Genomic DNA, 16713 nt, shown 5'->3' with positions numbered 1-16713 from the left:
AGGTTCTTAATAGCGGCGCAGTTCTTCGCTAATGCCAATGATAGTCACGAAATCGGGGGGTGGCCCGCTTGGGTCAGGCCGTTGCCCAGGTGCCGGTCTGGCTCGGTGCATTGAGGCTGCGGCTGCAGCGCGACCGGCAGGAGGATTGCTCTTCCACCATCACATCTTCCGCATGATCGAGGCAGATGCGACATTGCGGCGTTTTGCCGAGCGCCCGGTAGGCGCTTTCGGGACACGTCACACCCTGGCGAGCAACGCTGCGCAGTTCCTGTTCCGTGATCGCATTACAGATACAGACAAGCATGATTCGTTGATAGTGTTGTTGCGAGGCATTTGCAATCTCCGACGTGATCGAATGCGACGAATGGTTGGGCATCCGGCCGGTCTGAGCCCATAGGGGAGGGGCTGACGCTCGGCTGATTTGTTGCGAATCATTCTCAGCCCGTCCAAGGGTTGCCTCGCAGGTGCAGCAGTCCTAAAGCGCCCCCATCAAAGGCTATTAAGCCTAGGGGATTCAAGTGGTCGATCTGTCGCAATATCTGCCGATCCTGCTGTTTCTGGTTGTCGCATTGGGCTTGTCGTGCGCGTTCGTGTTCCTGCCCATGGCCGTCGGCCGGCTGACGGGATCGCACAAGCCGGACCCGGAAAAGCTGAGCGAATATGAATGCGGCTTTCCCGCATTCGAGGATCCGCGCAGTCAGTTCGACGTGCGCTTCTATCTCGTCGCGATCCTGTTCATCATCTTTGATCTGGAAGCGGCGTTTCTCTTCCCCTGGTCGGTGAGTCTGGCTGAGATCGGCTGGGCCGGCTGGGGCGCGATGATGATCTTCATTTTCGAGCTGGTGCTCGGCCTCGTCTATGCCTGGAAGAAGGGAGCACTCGATTGGGAGTAGAACTTGAACGGCCGGGCACGTTGGGCGCTCCGCTGATCGGGGTTCCGCCGGCCACGCAGCCAGATCCCGAATTCTTCAAGGCGCTCTCCACCGAGGTGAGCGACAAGGGCTTTCTCGTCACGTCGACGGAAGACCTGTTCAACTGGGCGCGCACCGGCTCGCTGTGGTGGATGACCTTCGGCCTCGCCTGCTGCGCGGTCGAGATGATTCACGTGAACATGCCGCGCTACGACATGGAGCGCTTCGGCGCTGCCCCGCGCGCGTCTCCGCGCCAGAGCGACGTGATGATCGTCGCCGGCACGCTGTGCAACAAGATGGCTCCGGCGCTGCGCAAGGTCTACGACCAGATGAGCGAGCCGAAATACGTCATCTCGATGGGCTCGTGCGCCAATGGCGGCGGCTATTATCATTACAGCTACAGCGTCGTGCGCGGCTGCGACCGGATCGTGCCCGTGGACATCTATGTCCCCGGCTGCCCGCCGACCGCCGAAGCACTGCTTTATGGCATCATGCAGCTCCAGCGGAAAATCCGCCGGGTCGGCACGATAGAGCGTTGAGGGGGCGGATATGGTGACAGCCGTTCATTCCGCACCGCGGGTCGAGCCGATCGAGGGTCTGGCCGATGCCATTCGCGCCGCGCTGGGCGATGCCGTGCTGGCGATCAAGGATGCGCATTTCGAGCTGAGCGTGGGCGTGCAGCGCGAGGCGCTGGCCGATGCGTTGCAGCTTCTGCGCGATCGCTTCGACTATCAGCAGCTCATGGAGATCGCCGGGGTCGACTATCCCGAGCGAGCCGAGCGCTTCGAGGTCTGCTATCATCTGCTCTCGGTGACCAAGAACCATCGCTTGCGCGTCAAGGTGCGCACCGATGAGGATCATGCGGTGCCGACCGTCACGCATCTCTGGCCGGTTGCCGGCTGGCTCGAGCGCGAAGTGTTCGACATGTATGGCGTGCTGTTCGAGGGCAACACGGACCTGCGCCGCATCCTCACCGATTATGGCTTCAAGGGCTATCCGTTCCGCAAGGACTTCCCGCTCACGGGCTATGTCGAGCTGCGCTACTCGGAAGAGCAGAAGCGGGTGGTTTATGAGCCGGTGAAGCTGGCGCAGGACTTCCGCAGCTTCGACTTCATGAGCCCGTGGGAAGGCGCGCAATATGTGCTGCCGGGCGACGAGAAGGCCAAGGGTGAGGCGCCGGGTGCGCCCACGCCGCCACCTCCTCCGCCGCCACCCCCGCCAGCATCGGCTTCCCCGGACGCCAAGACGCCCAAGACGACGGACGAGCCTGCGGATACCGGTGCCGGTGCGCCGGCCGACAAGGCTGCGACCAAGCAGGCCCGTGCGCCGCGTGCCAAGAAGGCTGAGGTTGCGTCTGCGCCGGTGGAAGACACGCCCCCGGTGGAAAGCAAGCCGAAGCGTACGCGCAAGCCCAAGACGCCCGAGGGTGACGCCTGATGTCCGAATATCTCGACAAGCTGGAGCATCTTGTTGACGACGCCGATCCGGCGCTCGGCGACACCGCGATCCAGAACTATACGATCAACTTCGGCCCGCAGCATCCCGCTGCCCACGGCGTGCTGCGTCTGGTCATGGAGCTCGAGGGCGAGATCGTGGAGCGCTGCGATCCGCATGTCGGCCTGCTGCACCGCGGCACCGAGAAGCTGATCGAGTATAAGACCTATCTGCAGGCGCTGCCCTATTTCGACCGGCTGGATTATTGCTCGCCGCTCGGCATGGAGCACAGCTATGTGCTGGCCATCGAGAAGCTGCTGAACCTCGAAGTGCCGCTGCGCGCGCAATATCTGCGCGTGTTCTTCGCGGAACTGACGCGGATCAGCAATCACATGCTGAACCTTGGCTCTCATGTCATGGATGTCGGCGCGATGACGCCGAACCTGTGGATGTTCGAGATCCGCGAGGATTGCCTCAACTTCTTCGAGCGCGCCTCCGGCGCCCGCATGCACTCGGCCTATTTCCGGCCGGGCGGCGTTCATCAGGACGTGCCGCTCAAGCTGCTCACCGATATTGGCGACTGGCTCGACACGCGCCTGCCGCGCCTCTTCGAGGATGCGATCAGCCTGGTGGCGGACAACCGCATCTTCAAGCAGCGCAATGTCGACATCGCGGTCTGCTCCAAGGAAGACGCGCTGCGCTGGGGCTTCTCCGGTCCGATGCTCCGTGGCTCGGGCATTCCGTGGGATATCCGCAAGGCGCAACCCTACGATGTCTATGATCGCATGGAGTTCGACGTGCCCGTCGGCACCAACTTCGACTGCTACGACCGGTTCATGGTGCGCGTGGAGGAGGTCCGCCAGTCGGCGCGGATCATGAAGCAGTGCTTGAACGAGATGCCGGATGGCCCGGTCGCTTCGCTCGATCGCAAGGTCGTGCCGCCCAAGCGCGGCGAGATGAAGCAGTCGATGGAAGCACTGATCCACCACTTCAAGCTCTACACCGAGGGCTTCCACGTGCCCGAGGGCGAAGTCTATGTGGCGACCGAAAGCCCCAAGGGTGAGTTCGGCGTCTATTTGGTGAGCGACGGGACCAACAAGCCCTATCGCTGCAAGATCCGTCCGACCGCATTCAGCCATTTGCAGGCGATGGACTTTCTGATGAAGGGTCACATGCTGGCCGACACCACGGCCGTGCTCGGCGCGATGGACATCGTGTTCGGGGAGTGCGACCGGTGAGCGTTGCAACCATGCTGTCCGCTGACGAGCGCATCGCCATCACCCGCGAGATGATCGCGCGCTACAATCGTCAGGATGCCGACGCCTATGTCGAGTTGATGACGGACGAAGCCTGCGAGGCGAATTATCGCGGCGCCGTCGTGCGCGAAGGCAAGGAAGGGACCCGCTCGGGCCTCGCCGCCGCTTTCGCCAAATGGCCGCAGAACCATGCGGAGATCGTCGAGGCGCAGGCCATCGGCAATTACGTGCTGATGCGCGAGCATGTCACGCGCGGCCCGGCCAGCGATGGCTCGGAGCTGGTTGAGCCGTTCGACGTGATCGCAGTCTATTCATTCGAGGGCGACAAGGTGTCGCGCGTGGAGTTCATTCGATGAGGGGCGACGCAACACCCGTCTGGTTGCATATCCTGGTGCTGAGCCTTGCCGGCATGGTGCTGATCGTGCTGGACCGCATGGCCGATGTTCCCGATGGCGTGGTCGCCGGGCTGGCCTGCGCCACGGTCTATTTCTGGCTGACCTTCGGCGCGCCGGCCTACAGCAAGCGGATCCGCGAGAATGGCTGACGCACCCCAGATCCCCGATGAAGCCGAAGTCCGCGCCCGTTGGGGCGGCTTTGCCTGGACGCCGGAAAATGCCGAGCAGGCCAAGAAGGTCATCGCGCGCTATCCCGAGGGCCGCCAGCAGTCGGCAGTGATGCCGCTGCTCGATCTCGCCCAGCGGCAGGTCGGTGCGGAGACGAACACGCAGGGCTGGCTGCCGATCCCGGTGATCGAATATGTCGCTGCCCAGCTCGATATGCCGTTCATGCGCGCCTATGAGGTGGCGACCTTCTACACCATGTACAATCTGGCGCCGGTCGGCCGGTTCCATGTGCAGGTCTGCGGCACGACGCCGTGCATGCTGCGCGGCAGCGACGATGTGCTGGACGCCTGCACCAAGCGTGGCCTCAAGAAGGGCACGACCACCGCGGACGGCCTTTTCACGCTCACCGAGGTCGAGTGCCTCGGCGCCTGCGCCAATGCGCCGATGGTCCAGATCAACGACGACAATTACGAAGACCTGACCTTTGACAGCATGACGGCGATCCTCGACGATCTTGCGGCGGGCAAGCAGCCCAAGATCGGTCCGCAGATCGACCGCCAGACCAGCGCGCCCGAGGGCGGGCCGACGGCGACGAAGGCGATGGTCACCGAGAATCATGATTATCGGGGGGAATGGTAATGGCTGACGAAACGCCCGCCGCGCCGCCGCCCTTTGTCGGCCCGCTGGAAGACAAGGACCGCATCTTCACCAACGTCCATGGCTATCAGGACTGGCGCATCGACGCCGCCATGAAGCGGGGCGATTGGGACAATACCAAGAAGCTGCTGGAAATCGGCCAGGATGGCATCATCGACATCATGAAGGCCTCGGGCCTGCGTGGTCGCGGTGGCGCCGGCTTCCCGACCGGCATGAAGTGGAGCTTCATGCCCAAGGAAAGCAAGGACGGGCGTCCGAGCTTCCTGGTCATCAATGCGGACGAGTCCGAGCCGGGCTCGTGCAAGGACCGCGAGATCATCCGCCACGATCCGCACAAGCTGATCGAGGGCGCGCTCGTCGCCGGCTTCGCGATGCGCGCGCGGGCGGCCTATATCTACATCCGTGGCGAGTTCATCTACGAAGCGAAGGTGCTCTTCGCGGCGGTGGAAGAGGCTTATGCCAAGGGCTTCCTCGGCAAGAATGCCTGCGGCTCGGGCTATGATTTCGACGTGTTCGTGCATCGCGGGGCAGGGGCCTATATTTGCGGCGAGGAAACCGCGCAGATCGAGAGCCTCGAGGGCAAGAAGGGCCAGCCCCGCCTCAAGCCGCCATTCCCGGCGGGCGCGGGCCTCTATGGCTGCCCGACCACGGTCAACAATGTCGAGAGCATCGCGGTTGCGCCCACGATCCTGCGGCGCGGCGCGGCATGGTTCTCCAGCTTCGGGCGTGAGAATAATCGCGGCACCAAGCTCTTCCAGATCAGCGGCCATGTGAACAAGCCGTGCGTGATCGAGGAGAGCATGAGCATCCCGTTCCGCGAACTGATCGATCGCCATTGCGGGGGCATTCGCGGCGGCTGGGACAATCTTCTCGCGGTGATCCCCGGCGGCTCTTCGGTGCCCCTGGTGCCGGCCGCAGAAATCATGGACGCGCCGATGGACTTCGACGGCCTGCGCGCGCTCGGCTCAGGCCTCGGCACGGCAGCGGTCATCGTCATGGACAAGTCGACCGACATCGTCCGGGCGATCGCGCGGCTCAGCTACTTCTACAAGCATGAGAGCTGCGGCCAGTGCACGCCGTGCCGCGAAGGTACGGGCTGGATGTGGCGGGTGATGGAGCGGCTGGTGCGCGGCGATGCCGAGGTGGAAGAGATCGACATGCTCTTCCAGGTCACCAAGCAGGTCGAAGGCCACACCATCTGCGCGCTCGGCGACGCAGCCGCCTGGCCGATCCAGGGCCTCATTCGCCATTTCCGCCCCGAGATCGAGCGCCGCATCGCGGCCAAGCGCGGCGGCGCCCCTGTGCTGGAGGCAGCGGAGTAATCATGCCCACAGTCAAAGTAGACGGCATCGACATCGAAGTGCCCGCCGGAGCCACCGTGCTTCAGGCGTGCGAGCTGGCCGGCAAGGAAATTCCGCGCTTCTGCTATCATGAGCGCCTTTCCATCGCGGGCAATTGCCGCATGTGCCTTGTCGAGGTGAAGCCCGGGCCGCCCAAGCCGCAGGCGAGCTGCGCGCTGCCGGCCGCTGACGGGCAGGAAATCCGCACCGACAGCGAGATGGTGAAGAAGGCCCGCGAGGGCGTGATGGAGTTCCTGCTCATCAATCACCCGCTCGATTGCCCGATCTGCGATCAGGGCGGCGAGTGCGATCTGCAGGACCAGTCCGTTGCTTATGGGCGTGGCCAATCGCGCTACGACGAGAACAAGCGCGCGGTCACCGAGAAATATATGGGCCCCATCGTCAAGACGGTGATGACCCGCTGCATCCAGTGCACGCGCTGCGTGCGCTTTGCCGAGGAAGTGGCCGGCGTGCCGGAGATCGGCGCGATCTATCGCGGCGAGAACATGCAGATTACCACCTATCTGGAGCATGCCGCCAAGAGCGAGCTCTCCGGCAATGTGGTCGATCTTTGCCCGGTCGGTGCGCTGACGTCCAAGCCCTATGCCTTCGAGGCACGGCCCTGGGAGCTCAAGAAGACGCTCGCCATCGACGTGATGGATGCTGTGGGCACCAACATCCGCATCGACAGCCGGGGCCGCGCCGTGCTGCGCGTGCTGCCGCGCGTCAATGATGACGTGAACGAGGAGTGGGCGAGCGACAAGACCCGCCACGCCGTTGACGGGCTGATGCGCAAGCGGCTGGACAAGCCCTATGTTCGCAAGGACGGTCAGCTCGTCCCCGCGACATGGGACGAGGCCTTTGCGGCCATCGCTGCCGTGGCGAAAAGCGCCAACGGTTCGGTCGCGGCGATCGCCGGCGATCAGCTCGATTGCGAGACGATGTTCGCCGCACGGGAGCTGGTCCATGGCCTTGGCGGTTCGCTGCTCGAAGGCCGCCAGGGCGGCCTGGATTATGACGTCTCCAGCCTCTCGGCAGTGAACTTCAATTCGACGCTCGCCGGCATCGAGACGGCGGACGCGATCCTGCTGGTCGGCACTAATCTGCGTTGGGAAGCGCCGCTGATCAACACGCGCATCCGCAAGGCCATCAAGAAGGGCGCCAAGGTCTGGTCCATCGGGCCGGACGTGGACCTGACCTACAAGGTGATCTCGCTCGGCAACGATGCCGCGCTGCTCGCGAACCTGCCCAAGGACGTGCTTGATGCCTTCGCTGCGGCCGACCGCCCGGCGCTCATCATGGGCGGCGGTGCGCTGGCGGCCGCGGGCGTACACGGCGCCGCACTGGCGGCGGTGAACACGCTCGGTCTGATCAAGCCTGACTGGAACGGCTTCAACGTCGTCCACATGGCTGCCGCACGGATGGGCGGGCTGATGCTTGGCTATGCGGCACAGGGCGGCGTGAAGGCGATCGCGCAGAGCGAGCCCAAGCTGCTGTTCCTGATGGGCGCGGACGATGTGCCGTTCGATCTCTTCGGCAAGAGCTTCAAGGTCTATGTCGGCCATCATGGCGACAAGGGTGCGCATGCGGCGGACGTGATCCTGCCCGGCGCGGCCTACACCGAGAAGGCCGGCACCTATGTAAACACGGAAGGTCGCGTGCAGCGGGGCGACAAGGCCGTGTTCGCGCCGGGCGATGCCCGCGAGGACTGGACGATCCTGCGCGCGCTTTCTGATGTGCTGGGCAAGACGCTGCCGTTCGACAGCTTCGAGGCGCTCCGTGCTGCCATGTATGCCGCCGTCCCGGCGCTGGCGCAGGAAGGCCTGGTCGAATTCGGCTGGTCGGCCCCGTCGCTCGCGAGCAATGCGAGCGGCCCGATCAGCCTGCCGATCAAGGACTTCTACCTGACCAACGCCATCTGCCGGGCAAGCCCGACGATGAAGCGCTGCTCGGCAGAACTGGTCATGGGTGAAGAGTTCGCGGAGGCCGCGGAATGACTGAGTTTTTCCAGACCTATCTGGGGACGGGCTTCGGCTGGTTCGTCGCCAACCTGATCCTCATCCTGCTCATCGCGCTGCCCCTCATGCTGGCCGTCGCGATGATTATCTATGCCGACCGCAAGATCTGGGCGGCGATGGCGCTGCGCCGCGGCCCGAACGTTGTTGGTCCCTTTGGCCTGCTCCAGTCCTTTGCGGACGGCCTCAAGGTCTTCCTGCAGGAAACGATCATCCCGAGTGCGGCCAACAAGGGCCTGTTCATCCTCGCGCCGATCATCACCTTCACGGTGGCGCTGCTAGCCTGGGCGGTGATCCCATTCGATGCCGGAATGGTGCTGGCGGACATCAATGTCGGCCTGCTCTACATTCTCGCCATCAGCTCGCTCGGCGTTTACGGCGTGGTGATCTCGGGCTGGGCGTCCAATTCCAAATATCCCTTCTTCTCTGCGATGCGCGCCAGTGCGCAGATGATCTCCTATGAGGTCTCGATCGGCTTCGTGCTGATCAGCGTCGTGCTCTGGTCGGGCAGCTTCAATCTCTCGACCATCGTCGAGACGCAGCGCAGCTATTATGGCTTTTTGAATGGCCACGGCTTCAACCCGCTGCTCTTCCCGATGGCGGTGGTGTTCCTCATCTCGTCCATGGCGGAGACGGCGCGGGCGCCCTTCGACCTGACCGAGGCTGAATCCGAGCTCGTCGCCGGCTATCAGACCGAATATTCGTCGATGAGCTTCGCGCTCTTCTGGCTCGGTGAATATGCCAACGTCATCCTGATGTGCCTGCTCAACGCGCTGCTCTTCTGGGGTGGCTATCTGCCGCCGGTGGACTGGGCACCGCTCTATATCGTGCCGGGCATCATCTGGCTGCTCGCCAAGACTTTCATCTTCTTCTTCATCTTCTCATGGGTGAAGGCGACTGTGCCCCGCTTCCGCTATGACCAGCTCATGCGGCTGGGCTGGAAGGTCTTCCTGCCGCTCTCGCTCTTCTTCGTATTCCTCGTGTCCGGGTTCCTGATGTTGACCCGCTATGGAGGCGGCGCATGATTGCGCATCTCGTCAAATCCTTCACTCTCTGGGAGTTTTTGAAGGCGCACGCTTTGACCTTGAAATATTTCTTCAAGCCAAAGGCGACCATCAATTACCCCTATGAGAAGAACCCGATCTCGCCCCGCTTCCGCGGCGAGCATGCGCTGCGCCGTTATCCCAATGGCGAAGAGCGCTGCATCGCATGCAAGCTGTGCGAGGCAATCTGCCCGGCGCAGGCGATCACCATCGAGGCGCAGCCGCGCGACGATGGCTCGCGCCGCACGACGCGCTACGATATCGACATGGTGAAGTGCATCTATTGCGGCTTCTGCCAGGAAGCCTGCCCGGTCGACGCGATCGTGGAAGGCCCGAACTTCGAGTTTGCCACGGAAACCCGTGAAGAACTCTATTACGACAAGGCGAAACTGCTCGCCAATGGTGACAAATGGGAGCGGGCAATCGCGGCGAACCTTGCCGCCGATGCCCCCTACCGTTAAGGCGCCGCGAAGGGACCAGAGGGGGACGTTTTGACCGTTCAAGTTTTCGCCTTCTACCTGTTCGCGAGCATCGTCGTGGCATCCGCCACGATGGTCATTCTCGCGCGCAATCCGGTGCACAGCGTGCTCTGGCTCATCCTGGCGTTCTTCAACGCGGCGGGACTCATGGTGCTGCTCGGCGCCGAGTTCGTCGCGATGCTGCTCGTCATCGTCTATGTGGGTGCGGTCGCCGTGCTCTTCCTCTTCGTCGTGATGATGCTCGACATCGATTTCGCGGAGTTGCGAGCGGGATTCGTCAGTTATTTCCCGCTGGGCGGCGCCATCGCGCTGATCCTGCTGGTCGAGCTGGTGCTCGGCATCGCCATCTGGCAGGCCGGTGAGGTCACGCTCGCGCAGCGGGCTGCGCCAACACCGACGGACATGCCGAACATCCAGGCGATCGGCGCGCTGCTTTACTCGCGCTACATCTTCCTGTTCGAGGCGGCCGGGCTCATCCTGCTCGTTGCGATGATCGGCGCCATCGTGCTGACGCATCGCGCCCGGGGCGGCGTGCGCTCGCAGGACATTGGCAAGCAGGTCCGCCGCCGGCCCGAGGATGCCGTGCGCAACATCGATCAGCCGGTGGGCAAGGGGGTAGAGCTGTGAGCCTCTTCCGCATCAACGCTCCGTTCGTGTCGAGCGTCGTCGAGACACGTGGCGCACCCCGCTTCTCGACTTCGCTCGAAGCGAACGGAAAGGGAGGTCTTTCCGCATGATCGGCCTGGGTCATTATGTCGTCGTCAGCGCGATCCTGTTCGTGCTCGGCGTGCTCGGCATCTTCATCAACCGCAAGAACATCATCGTCATCCTGATGGCGATCGAGCTGATCCTGCTGGCGGTGAACATCAATCTCGTCGCGTTCAGCGCCTATCTGGGCGATCTGGTCGGGCAGGTCTTCGCCATGTTCGTTCTGACGGTGGCCGCCGGTGAAGCGGCGATCGGTCTGGCGATCCTCGTCATCTATTTCCGTCAGCGCGGCACCATCGCCGTCGACGATGTCAACCAGATGAAGGGCTGATCGCGTGATCTCAATCATCGTCTTCGGTCCGCTGCTTGCCGCGATCATCGCGGGGCTGGGTCAGCGCGCCATCGGCAGTGTGCCGTCCAAGATCATCACGACGGGCGCGCTGTTCCTCTCCTGCGCGCTGTCCTGGCCGATCTTCATCTCCTACCTTACCGGCAATGCGCAGCCGCAGATTGTCGAGCTGTTCACCTGGATGCGCTCGGGCACGCTGGACGTCAGCTGGGCGCTGCGGGTGGATTCGCTCACGGCGACGATGCTCGTGGTTATCACCAGCGTTTCCGCGCTGGTTCACCTGTATAGCTGGGGCTATATGGACGAAGACCCGGATCAGCCGCGCTTCTTCGCCTATCTCTCGCTGTTCACCTTCGCGATGCTGATGCTGGTGACCGCCAACAACCTGCTGCAGATGTTCTTCGGCTGGGAAGGGGTGGGCCTGGCGTCCTATCTGCTGATCGGTTTCTGGTACAAGAAGCCCTCGGCGGGCGCGGCAGCCATCAAGGCGTTCGTCGTCAACCGCGTCGGCGACTTGGGCTTCATGCTCGGTATCTTCGGCATCTATCTGGTGTTCGGCACGATCGACATTCCGGCGATCCTCGCGGCGGCCCCGACCATGGCCGGTTCGACCATCGGCTTCCTTGGCATGCGCCTCGACACCATGACGGTCCTCTGCCTGCTGCTGTTCATCGGCGCGATGGGCAAGTCCGCGCAGCTCGGCCTCCACACCTGGTTGCCGGACGCGATGGAAGGTCCGACGCCGGTCTCCGCACTGATCCATGCCGCGACCATGGTCACGGCAGGCGTGTTCATGGTCTGCCGCCTTTCGCCGCTGTTCGAGACGAGCGCGACGGCCATGGCGGTGGTTACCATCGTTGGCGCGGCAACCTGCATCTTCGCCGCCACCATCGGCACGGTGCAGACCGATATCAAGCGCGTGATCGCCTATTCGACCTGCTCGCAGCTCGGCTACATGTTCTTCGCTGCTGGTGTCGGCGCTTATGGCGCCGCCATGTTCCACCTGCTGACGCACGCCTTCTTCAAGGCGCTGTTGTTCCTTGGTGCCGGCTCGGTGATCCATGCCATGCACCATGAGCAGGACATGCGCTATTATGGCGGCCTGCGGAAATCGATCCCGATCACCTTCTGGACGATGCTGCTCGGCACGCTGGCTATTACCGGCGTCGGCATTCCCGGCACCTATTTCGGCTTTGCCGGCTTCTTCTCCAAGGATGCCATCCTGGAGAGCGCCTTCGCGGCGGGCGGCCATGGCACGGGCGCGTTCTTCGTCGGCGCCTTCGCGGCGCTGCTCACCAGCTTCTACAGCTGGCGCCTGATGTTCCTGACCTTCTGGGGCAAGCCCCGCTGGGCGGGCAGCGAGCACATTCAGCATGCTGTGCATGACGCGCATGGGCATGATGCCCACGGCCACGGTCATGACGACCATGCCCACGCCGAAGCACATGGCCATGCCGAGCATGGTGCGGACAATCCGCCCGCGCAGGAAGATGCGGGTCATGATCCGCACGGCCATGGCGTCGATGCGCAGGCGACTGGCACGGCAGGCTATCATCCCCATGAGAGCCCGCTGGTCATGCTCATCCCGCTCATCGTGCTGAGCCTTGGCGCGGTGCTGGGTGGCTATGTGTTCTACTACAGCTTCTTCGGAGTCGAGGAGGGCGCCCGCTTCTGGGCGGCCAGCACGCTCTATTTCAACGAGCATCTGGTCCATGCCGCGCATGAAGTGCCGTTCTGGGTGAAGGCGACGCCGGCCGTCGTCATGCTCACCGGCCTCGTCATCGCCTGGCTGGCCTATATCCGCCACACCGACTGGCCGGCCAAGTTCACGGCGCAGTTCTACATGCTCTACGACTTCCTGCTGCATAAGTGGTATTTCGATGAGCTGTACGATCTCATCTTCGTTCGCCCGGCCATGTGGCTTGGCCGCGTCTTCTGGAAGGGCGGCGACCAGGGGGTCATCGATCGGTTCGGTCCCAATGGCGCGGCGGCAGTCGTCGTCGCCGGCAGTCGGGTCACGCGGGCCATGCAGTCGGGCTATCTCTATTCCTATGCGCTGGTGATGCTGATTGGCCTCGCCGCGGCAGTCACCTGGGCGATCATGCCGAAATGAGCCAGAGCTTCCCCATCCTTTCGCTGATGCTCGCCGTTCCGATGATCGGCGCCATCGCCTGCCTGTTCGTCTCGGCGCAGTCGGCGCGCTGGATCGCGCTCGCCGCGACCCTGATCGACCTGGTGCTGGGCGCAATCCTCTGGCTGAGCTTTGACATGACGCCCGGCGCGGCGGAGTGGCAGTTCACCGAATATGCGCCGATCTTCGGGCGGTTCGCCTGGGCGCTGGGCATAGACGGCATCGCGCTGATGCTGATCGCGCTCACGGTGTTCCTGATGCCGATCTGCATCGGCGCGAGCTGGGAATCCGTGAAGGACCGCGTCGGCGAATATATGGCGGCGTTCCTGTTCATGGAGACGCTGATGATCGGCGTCTTCGCGGCGCAGGACATCTTCCTCTTCTACATCTTCTTCGAGGCCGGCCTCATCCCGATGTATCTCATCATCGGCATCTGGGGCGGCGCGGACCGGATCTACGCCAGCTACAAATTCTTCCTCTATACGCTGCTCGGCTCGGTGCTGATGCTCATCGCGATGCTGTGGATGGTCCGCGTGGCCGGCTCCACCGCCATTCCGGTTCTGATGGCCTATGACTTTCCGCCGCACGCGCAGACCTGGCTGTTCCTCGCCTTCTTCGCCAGCTTCGCGGTGAAGATGCCGATGTGGCCGGTCCACACCTGGCTGCCGGATGCGCACGTGCAGGCGCCGACCGCAGGGTCGGTCATCCTCGCCGGCGTGCTGCTGAAGATGGGCGGCTATGGCTTCATCCGCTTCTCGCTGCCGATGTTCCCTGTCGCCTCGGCCGAACTGGCCTGGCTGGTCTGGGGCCTCTCGATGGTCGCGGTGGTCTACACCAGCCTCGTCGCGCTGGTGCAGAGCGACATGAAGAAGCTGATTGCTTATTCCTCGGTCGCGCACATGGCGATCGTGACGGTCGGCCTGTTCGCGTTCAACCAGCAGGGCGTCGAGGGCGCCATGATGGTGATGCTGGGCCACGGCCTGGTTTCCGGCGCGCTCTTCCTGTGCGTGGGCATCATCTATGATCGCCTGCACACCCGCGAGATCAGTCGCTATGGCGGCCTTGCCATCAACATGCCCAAATATGCGCTGCTGTTCATGCTCTTCACCATGGCCTCCGTCGGGCTGCCCGGTACGAGCAACTTCGTCGGCGAGCTCTTGTCGCTGATGGGCATCTATCAGGCATCGAGCTGGGTCGCGCTTGTTTGCACCACCGGCATCATTCTGGGTGCCGCCTACATGCTGTGGCTCTATCGCCGCGTGGTGTTCGGCGACCTGGTCAAGGACGACGTTCGCGCCATGCCGGACCTCTCGGCGCGCGAACTGGCGCTGCTGGTGCCGATTGCCGCCGCAGTCCTGTGGATGGGCGTCTATCCCGAAAGCTTCCTCGCGCCGATGCGCGGCAATGTCGCCAGCATCGTTGCCCGCACCGAGGCCGTGAAGCCCGCCGGTGACGCCCATCTCACCAAGGGCACCGGCAAAGCCGTTGACACACATCACGAAGAACACGCCGAGGGGGCGCACTGATGGATAGCCTGGGCGTATTTGCTTCGGTCCTGCCGGAAATCACGCTGACGATCTCGGGCCTGGTCCTGCTGATGGTCAGTGCCTTTGCAGGCGATAGCGCCGGTCGCACGGTGAGCTGGCTCTCGGTGCTGGCGCTGGCCGTGGCCGGGCTGCTGCTCGCCACGCCGGCGGTGAATGCCGGCGGCCTGATCTTCGAGGGTCTCTACCGCGCCGATGCCTTTGCGAGCTTCGCCAAGGCACTGATCTTCTTCGCGGCTGCGGCCTGCATCGTCGTGGCACCGCGCTTCTTCGATGGCGACGGTGGCCTGCGTGCCGAATATCCGGTGCTGATCCTCTTCTCGTCCATCGGCATGTCGATGATGGTGTCGGCGGCCGATCTGCTGACGCTCTATATCGGCCTCGAGCTGCAGAGCCTGGCCGCCTATGTGCTCGCGAGCTTTGCCCGCAAGGATTCGCGGTCGGCAGAAGCGGGTCTCAAATATTTTGTGCTCGGCGGCCTCGCGAGCGGCATCCTGCTCTACGGCATGTCGCTGCTCTATGGCTTCTCCGGCACGACCAGCTTCACCGGTGTCGCCGCGGCGATGGCCGATGGCCTGAGCACCGGCGAGATGTTCGGCATGGTGTTCGTGCTGGCTGGTCTTGCCTTCAAGATCAGCGCCGTGCCGTTCCACATGTGGACGCCCGACGTGTATGAAGGTGCGCCGACGCCGGTTACCGCCTTCTTCGCCAGCGCACCCAAGGTCGCCGCGCTCGCGCTGACGGTGCGCGTCGCGATCAGCGCGATGGGGCCGAGCGGCGTCGCCTGGCAGCAGATCATCATCTTCATGGCCTTGGCCTCGATCGTGCTGGGCGCCGTTGCGGCGATCAACCAGCCCAACATCAAGCGGCTGCTCGCTTATTCGTCGATCAACAACATCGGTTTCGCACTGATCGGCCTGGCGGCCGGCACGGCCGAAGGCGTTGCAGCGGTGATGAGCTATCTGTTCATCTACATCATCATGACGGTCGGCAGCTTCATCTGCGTGCTGCAGATGCGCGATGAGGACGGCAATCCGGTCGAGACGATCGCGAGCCTCGCAGGCCTGTCGCGCTCGCGGCCGGGTCTGGCGGCGGCGCTGGCGATCTTCATGTTCAGCCTTGCGGGTATTCCGCCGCTGTTCGGCTTCTGGGCCAAGTTCCTGGTGTTCGATGCCGCCGTCGGTGCGGGCCTTACGCCGCTGGCCGCCATCGGTATTGCCGCCTCGGTCATCGGTGCCTTCTATTATCTCAAGGTGGTCAAGACGATGTACTTCGACCAGCCGGCCGAGCCTTATGGCACCGCCCGCAGCCCGCTGGAATATGGGCTTATGACCGCCTGCGCGGCGATCATCGTGGTGGGCTACCTGCTCAACCCCTGGCTCGACCGGGCGAGCGCGGCTGCTGCAGCCTCGCTATTCTGAGATCGTCGCGCGTCGCCTCACGAGCGGGGCGACGCGGCGGTGCGCAGTGGGCACATCGATGACCCTCGATCACTGCATGGCGTCACAGGGGCGCGGCTAAATGGCGCACGCGCGCATCCATGTCGTGCCGGAAACCGGCTCCACCAATGCCGATCTGCGCGCGCAGGCCGATAGCTGGCCGGATGGGCACTGGCTGCGCGCCGAGCGCCAGACGGCGGGGCGGGGGCGGCTTGGGCGTGCATGGCAAAGTCCGACGGGCAATCTCTACGCCTCCACGCTGATCGCGCTGCAGCCGGGCGATCCGCCTGTCACCGGCATCAGCCTGATGATGGGGATCGCGGTCCATGACGCACTTTCAAGCCTCGCAGACAATGCGCCGATCCTGCTGAAATGGCCCAATGATGTTCTTGCGGACGGCGCCAAGCTCGCGGGCATGTTGCTGGAGCGGGAGGGGCAGGCGATTATCGCCGGGATCGGGGTCAACATCACGACCGCGCCGGCGCTGGCCGACCGCCCGACCGTGGCGCTGAACTCACTGCCGGGCGGGGCCGGCTTCACTGCGGAGACAGTCCTCGACGCGCTGGTTCTTGCGGTCGACCGCTGGCTGCTGCTTTGGCGCACGGAGGGAATGGCCGCGCTCGTCCCGGCCTGGCTGGCGCGGGCGCATCCCATCGGCACGGCGCTGGTGGTGACAGGCACGGGTGACGCGCCCGTTCACGGTCGCTTTGCTGGCCTGCGCGACGATGGTGCGCTGATGCTCGCCTGTGACGACGGGACACAGGCCGTCATCCACAGCGGCGATGTCGGCATATTGCCTTGAATTCGACGCGGGAAACGCGCAACGCCGCCTGAGAGGATCAGC

Annotated in this window: 18 protein-coding genes; 17 read left to right on the top strand and 1 reads right to left on the bottom strand. The window is 63.8% G+C overall.

The genetic code is table 11. The features are described 5' to 3' along the window. Positions 1–73: 73 nt before the first annotated feature. Positions 74–376 (bottom strand): (2Fe-2S)-binding protein, encoded by a 303-nt coding sequence (locus M2336_RS15400; RefSeq protein ID WP_319801477.1) that lies wholly within the window; start codon positions 374–376, stop codon positions 74–76. Positions 377–518: 142 nt separating this feature from the next. On the opposite strand from M2336_RS15400, the gene M2336_RS15395 reads away from it, so the two are divergent. The 17 genes from M2336_RS15395 (at position 519) to M2336_RS15315 (ending at position 16671) form a co-directional block, all read left to right on the top strand. After that, a complete protein-coding gene (locus M2336_RS15395) occupies positions 519–893 on the top strand; it encodes an NADH-quinone oxidoreductase subunit A (RefSeq protein WP_181560085.1) in 375 nt (124 codons plus the stop codon). Beyond that, positions 884–1450: a NuoB/complex I 20 kDa subunit family protein gene (locus tag M2336_RS15390; protein WP_181560084.1), complete on the top strand. Its 567-nt coding sequence runs from the start codon at positions 884–886 to the stop codon at positions 1448–1450. Before M2336_RS15395 ends, M2336_RS15390 begins: the two co-directional genes overlap by 10 nt. A gap of 10 nt (positions 1451–1460) precedes the next feature. Next, on the top strand, positions 1461–2348 hold the full coding sequence (locus tag M2336_RS15385; RefSeq protein WP_264573158.1) for an NADH-quinone oxidoreductase subunit C: 888 nt from the start codon (positions 1461–1463) through the stop codon (positions 2346–2348). Continuing rightward, positions 2348–3583: an NADH-quinone oxidoreductase subunit D gene (locus tag M2336_RS15380; protein WP_264573157.1), complete on the top strand. Its 1236-nt coding sequence runs from the start codon at positions 2348–2350 to the stop codon at positions 3581–3583. Before M2336_RS15385 ends, M2336_RS15380 begins: the two co-directional genes overlap by 1 nt. 11 nt (positions 3584–3594) lie before the next feature. Further along, positions 3595–3957: a nuclear transport factor 2 family protein gene (locus M2336_RS15375; RefSeq protein ID WP_264574893.1), complete on the top strand. Its 363-nt coding sequence runs from the start codon at positions 3595–3597 to the stop codon at positions 3955–3957. Next, positions 3954–4145, top strand: coding sequence for a hypothetical protein (locus tag M2336_RS15370; protein ID WP_181560082.1), 192 nt, complete (start codon positions 3954–3956; stop codon positions 4143–4145). The genes M2336_RS15375 and M2336_RS15370 overlap by 4 nt, the downstream gene beginning before the upstream one ends. Further along, entirely contained in the window at positions 4138–4803 is a 666-nt protein-coding gene (locus M2336_RS15365; RefSeq protein ID WP_264573156.1) for a complex I 24 kDa subunit family protein, read from the top strand. Before M2336_RS15370 ends, M2336_RS15365 begins: the two co-directional genes overlap by 8 nt. Continuing rightward, positions 4803–6143, top strand: coding sequence for an NADH-quinone oxidoreductase subunit NuoF (gene nuoF / locus M2336_RS15360; protein WP_264573155.1), 1341 nt, complete (start codon positions 4803–4805; stop codon positions 6141–6143). The genes M2336_RS15365 and nuoF overlap by 1 nt, the downstream gene beginning before the upstream one ends. A gap of 2 nt (positions 6144–6145) precedes the next feature. Further along, the gene (nuoG, locus tag M2336_RS15355; RefSeq protein WP_264573154.1) at positions 6146–8158 is read left to right on the top strand and encodes an NADH-quinone oxidoreductase subunit NuoG; all 2013 of its coding nucleotides are present in this window, start codon (positions 6146–6148) and stop codon (positions 8156–8158) included. Continuing rightward, a complete protein-coding gene (gene nuoH, locus M2336_RS15350) occupies positions 8155–9201 on the top strand; it encodes an NADH-quinone oxidoreductase subunit NuoH (RefSeq protein ID WP_264573153.1) in 1047 nt (348 codons plus the stop codon). The genes nuoG and nuoH overlap by 4 nt, the downstream gene beginning before the upstream one ends. Then, positions 9198–9680, top strand: a complete 483-nt coding sequence (gene nuoI, locus M2336_RS15345; RefSeq protein ID WP_264570750.1) for an NADH-quinone oxidoreductase subunit NuoI — start codon at positions 9198–9200, stop codon at positions 9678–9680. The genes nuoH and nuoI overlap by 4 nt, the downstream gene beginning before the upstream one ends. A gap of 30 nt (positions 9681–9710) precedes the next feature. Further along, entirely contained in the window at positions 9711–10325 is a 615-nt protein-coding gene (locus tag M2336_RS15340; RefSeq protein ID WP_181560076.1) for an NADH-quinone oxidoreductase subunit J, read from the top strand. Between the two features lie 106 nt (positions 10326–10431). Next, positions 10432–10737, top strand: coding sequence for an NADH-quinone oxidoreductase subunit NuoK (gene nuoK / locus M2336_RS15335; protein ID WP_181560075.1), 306 nt, complete (start codon positions 10432–10434; stop codon positions 10735–10737). A 4-nt stretch (positions 10738–10741) separates the two neighbouring features. Continuing rightward, the gene (nuoL, locus tag M2336_RS15330; RefSeq protein ID WP_264573152.1) at positions 10742–12868 is read left to right on the top strand and encodes an NADH-quinone oxidoreductase subunit L; all 2127 of its coding nucleotides are present in this window, start codon (positions 10742–10744) and stop codon (positions 12866–12868) included. After that, positions 12865–14412, top strand: coding sequence for an NADH-quinone oxidoreductase subunit M (locus tag M2336_RS15325; RefSeq protein ID WP_264593176.1), 1548 nt, complete (start codon positions 12865–12867; stop codon positions 14410–14412). Before nuoL ends, M2336_RS15325 begins: the two co-directional genes overlap by 4 nt. Next, positions 14412–15851 carry an NADH-quinone oxidoreductase subunit NuoN gene (gene nuoN, locus M2336_RS15320; protein WP_181560072.1) on the top strand — a complete coding sequence of 480 codons (1440 nt, stop codon included), beginning with the start codon at positions 14412–14414 and terminating at the stop codon, positions 15849–15851. Before M2336_RS15325 ends, nuoN begins: the two co-directional genes overlap by 1 nt. A gap of 100 nt (positions 15852–15951) precedes the next feature. After that, positions 15952–16671, top strand: coding sequence for a biotin--[acetyl-CoA-carboxylase] ligase (locus M2336_RS15315; RefSeq protein WP_264593175.1), 720 nt, complete (start codon positions 15952–15954; stop codon positions 16669–16671). The last annotated feature ends 42 nt before the right edge of the window (positions 16672–16713 follow it).

Origin of the sequence: Sphingobium sp. B1D7B, from assembly GCF_025961965.1 — a bacterium.
GTDB lineage: Bacteria > Pseudomonadota > Alphaproteobacteria > Sphingomonadales > Sphingomonadaceae > Sphingobium.
This window is presented reverse-complemented; position numbering and strand designations above follow the sequence as displayed.

Excerpts from the sequence above, each read along its gene's own strand:
- M2336_RS15400 (WP_319801477.1), bottom strand. The coding sequence starts at position 376 with ATGCCCAACCATTCGTCGCATTCGATCACGTCGGAGATTGCAAATGCC.
- M2336_RS15385 (WP_264573158.1), top strand. The coding sequence starts at position 1,461 with ATGGTGACAGCCGTTCATTCCGCACCGCGGGTCGAGCCGATCGAGGGT.
- M2336_RS15380 (WP_264573157.1), top strand. The coding sequence starts at position 2,348 with ATGTCCGAATATCTCGACAAGCTGGAGCATCTTGTTGACGACGCCGAT.
- M2336_RS15375 (WP_264574893.1), top strand. The coding sequence starts at position 3,595 with ATGCTGTCCGCTGACGAGCGCATCGCCATCACCCGCGAGATGATCGCG.
- M2336_RS15370 (WP_181560082.1), top strand. The coding sequence starts at position 3,954 with ATGAGGGGCGACGCAACACCCGTCTGGTTGCATATCCTGGTGCTGAGC.
- M2336_RS15365 (WP_264573156.1), top strand. The coding sequence starts at position 4,138 with ATGGCTGACGCACCCCAGATCCCCGATGAAGCCGAAGTCCGCGCCCGT.
- nuoF (WP_264573155.1), top strand. The coding sequence starts at position 4,803 with ATGGCTGACGAAACGCCCGCCGCGCCGCCGCCCTTTGTCGGCCCGCTG.
- nuoG (WP_264573154.1), top strand. The coding sequence starts at position 6,146 with ATGCCCACAGTCAAAGTAGACGGCATCGACATCGAAGTGCCCGCCGGA.
- nuoH (WP_264573153.1), top strand. The coding sequence starts at position 8,155 with ATGACTGAGTTTTTCCAGACCTATCTGGGGACGGGCTTCGGCTGGTTC.
- nuoI (WP_264570750.1), top strand. The coding sequence starts at position 9,198 with ATGATTGCGCATCTCGTCAAATCCTTCACTCTCTGGGAGTTTTTGAAG.
- nuoK (WP_181560075.1), top strand. The coding sequence starts at position 10,432 with ATGATCGGCCTGGGTCATTATGTCGTCGTCAGCGCGATCCTGTTCGTG.
- M2336_RS15325 (WP_264593176.1), top strand. The coding sequence starts at position 12,865 with ATGAGCCAGAGCTTCCCCATCCTTTCGCTGATGCTCGCCGTTCCGATG.
- nuoN (WP_181560072.1), top strand. The coding sequence starts at position 14,412 with ATGGATAGCCTGGGCGTATTTGCTTCGGTCCTGCCGGAAATCACGCTG.
- M2336_RS15315 (WP_264593175.1), top strand. The coding sequence starts at position 15,952 with ATGGCGCACGCGCGCATCCATGTCGTGCCGGAAACCGGCTCCACCAAT.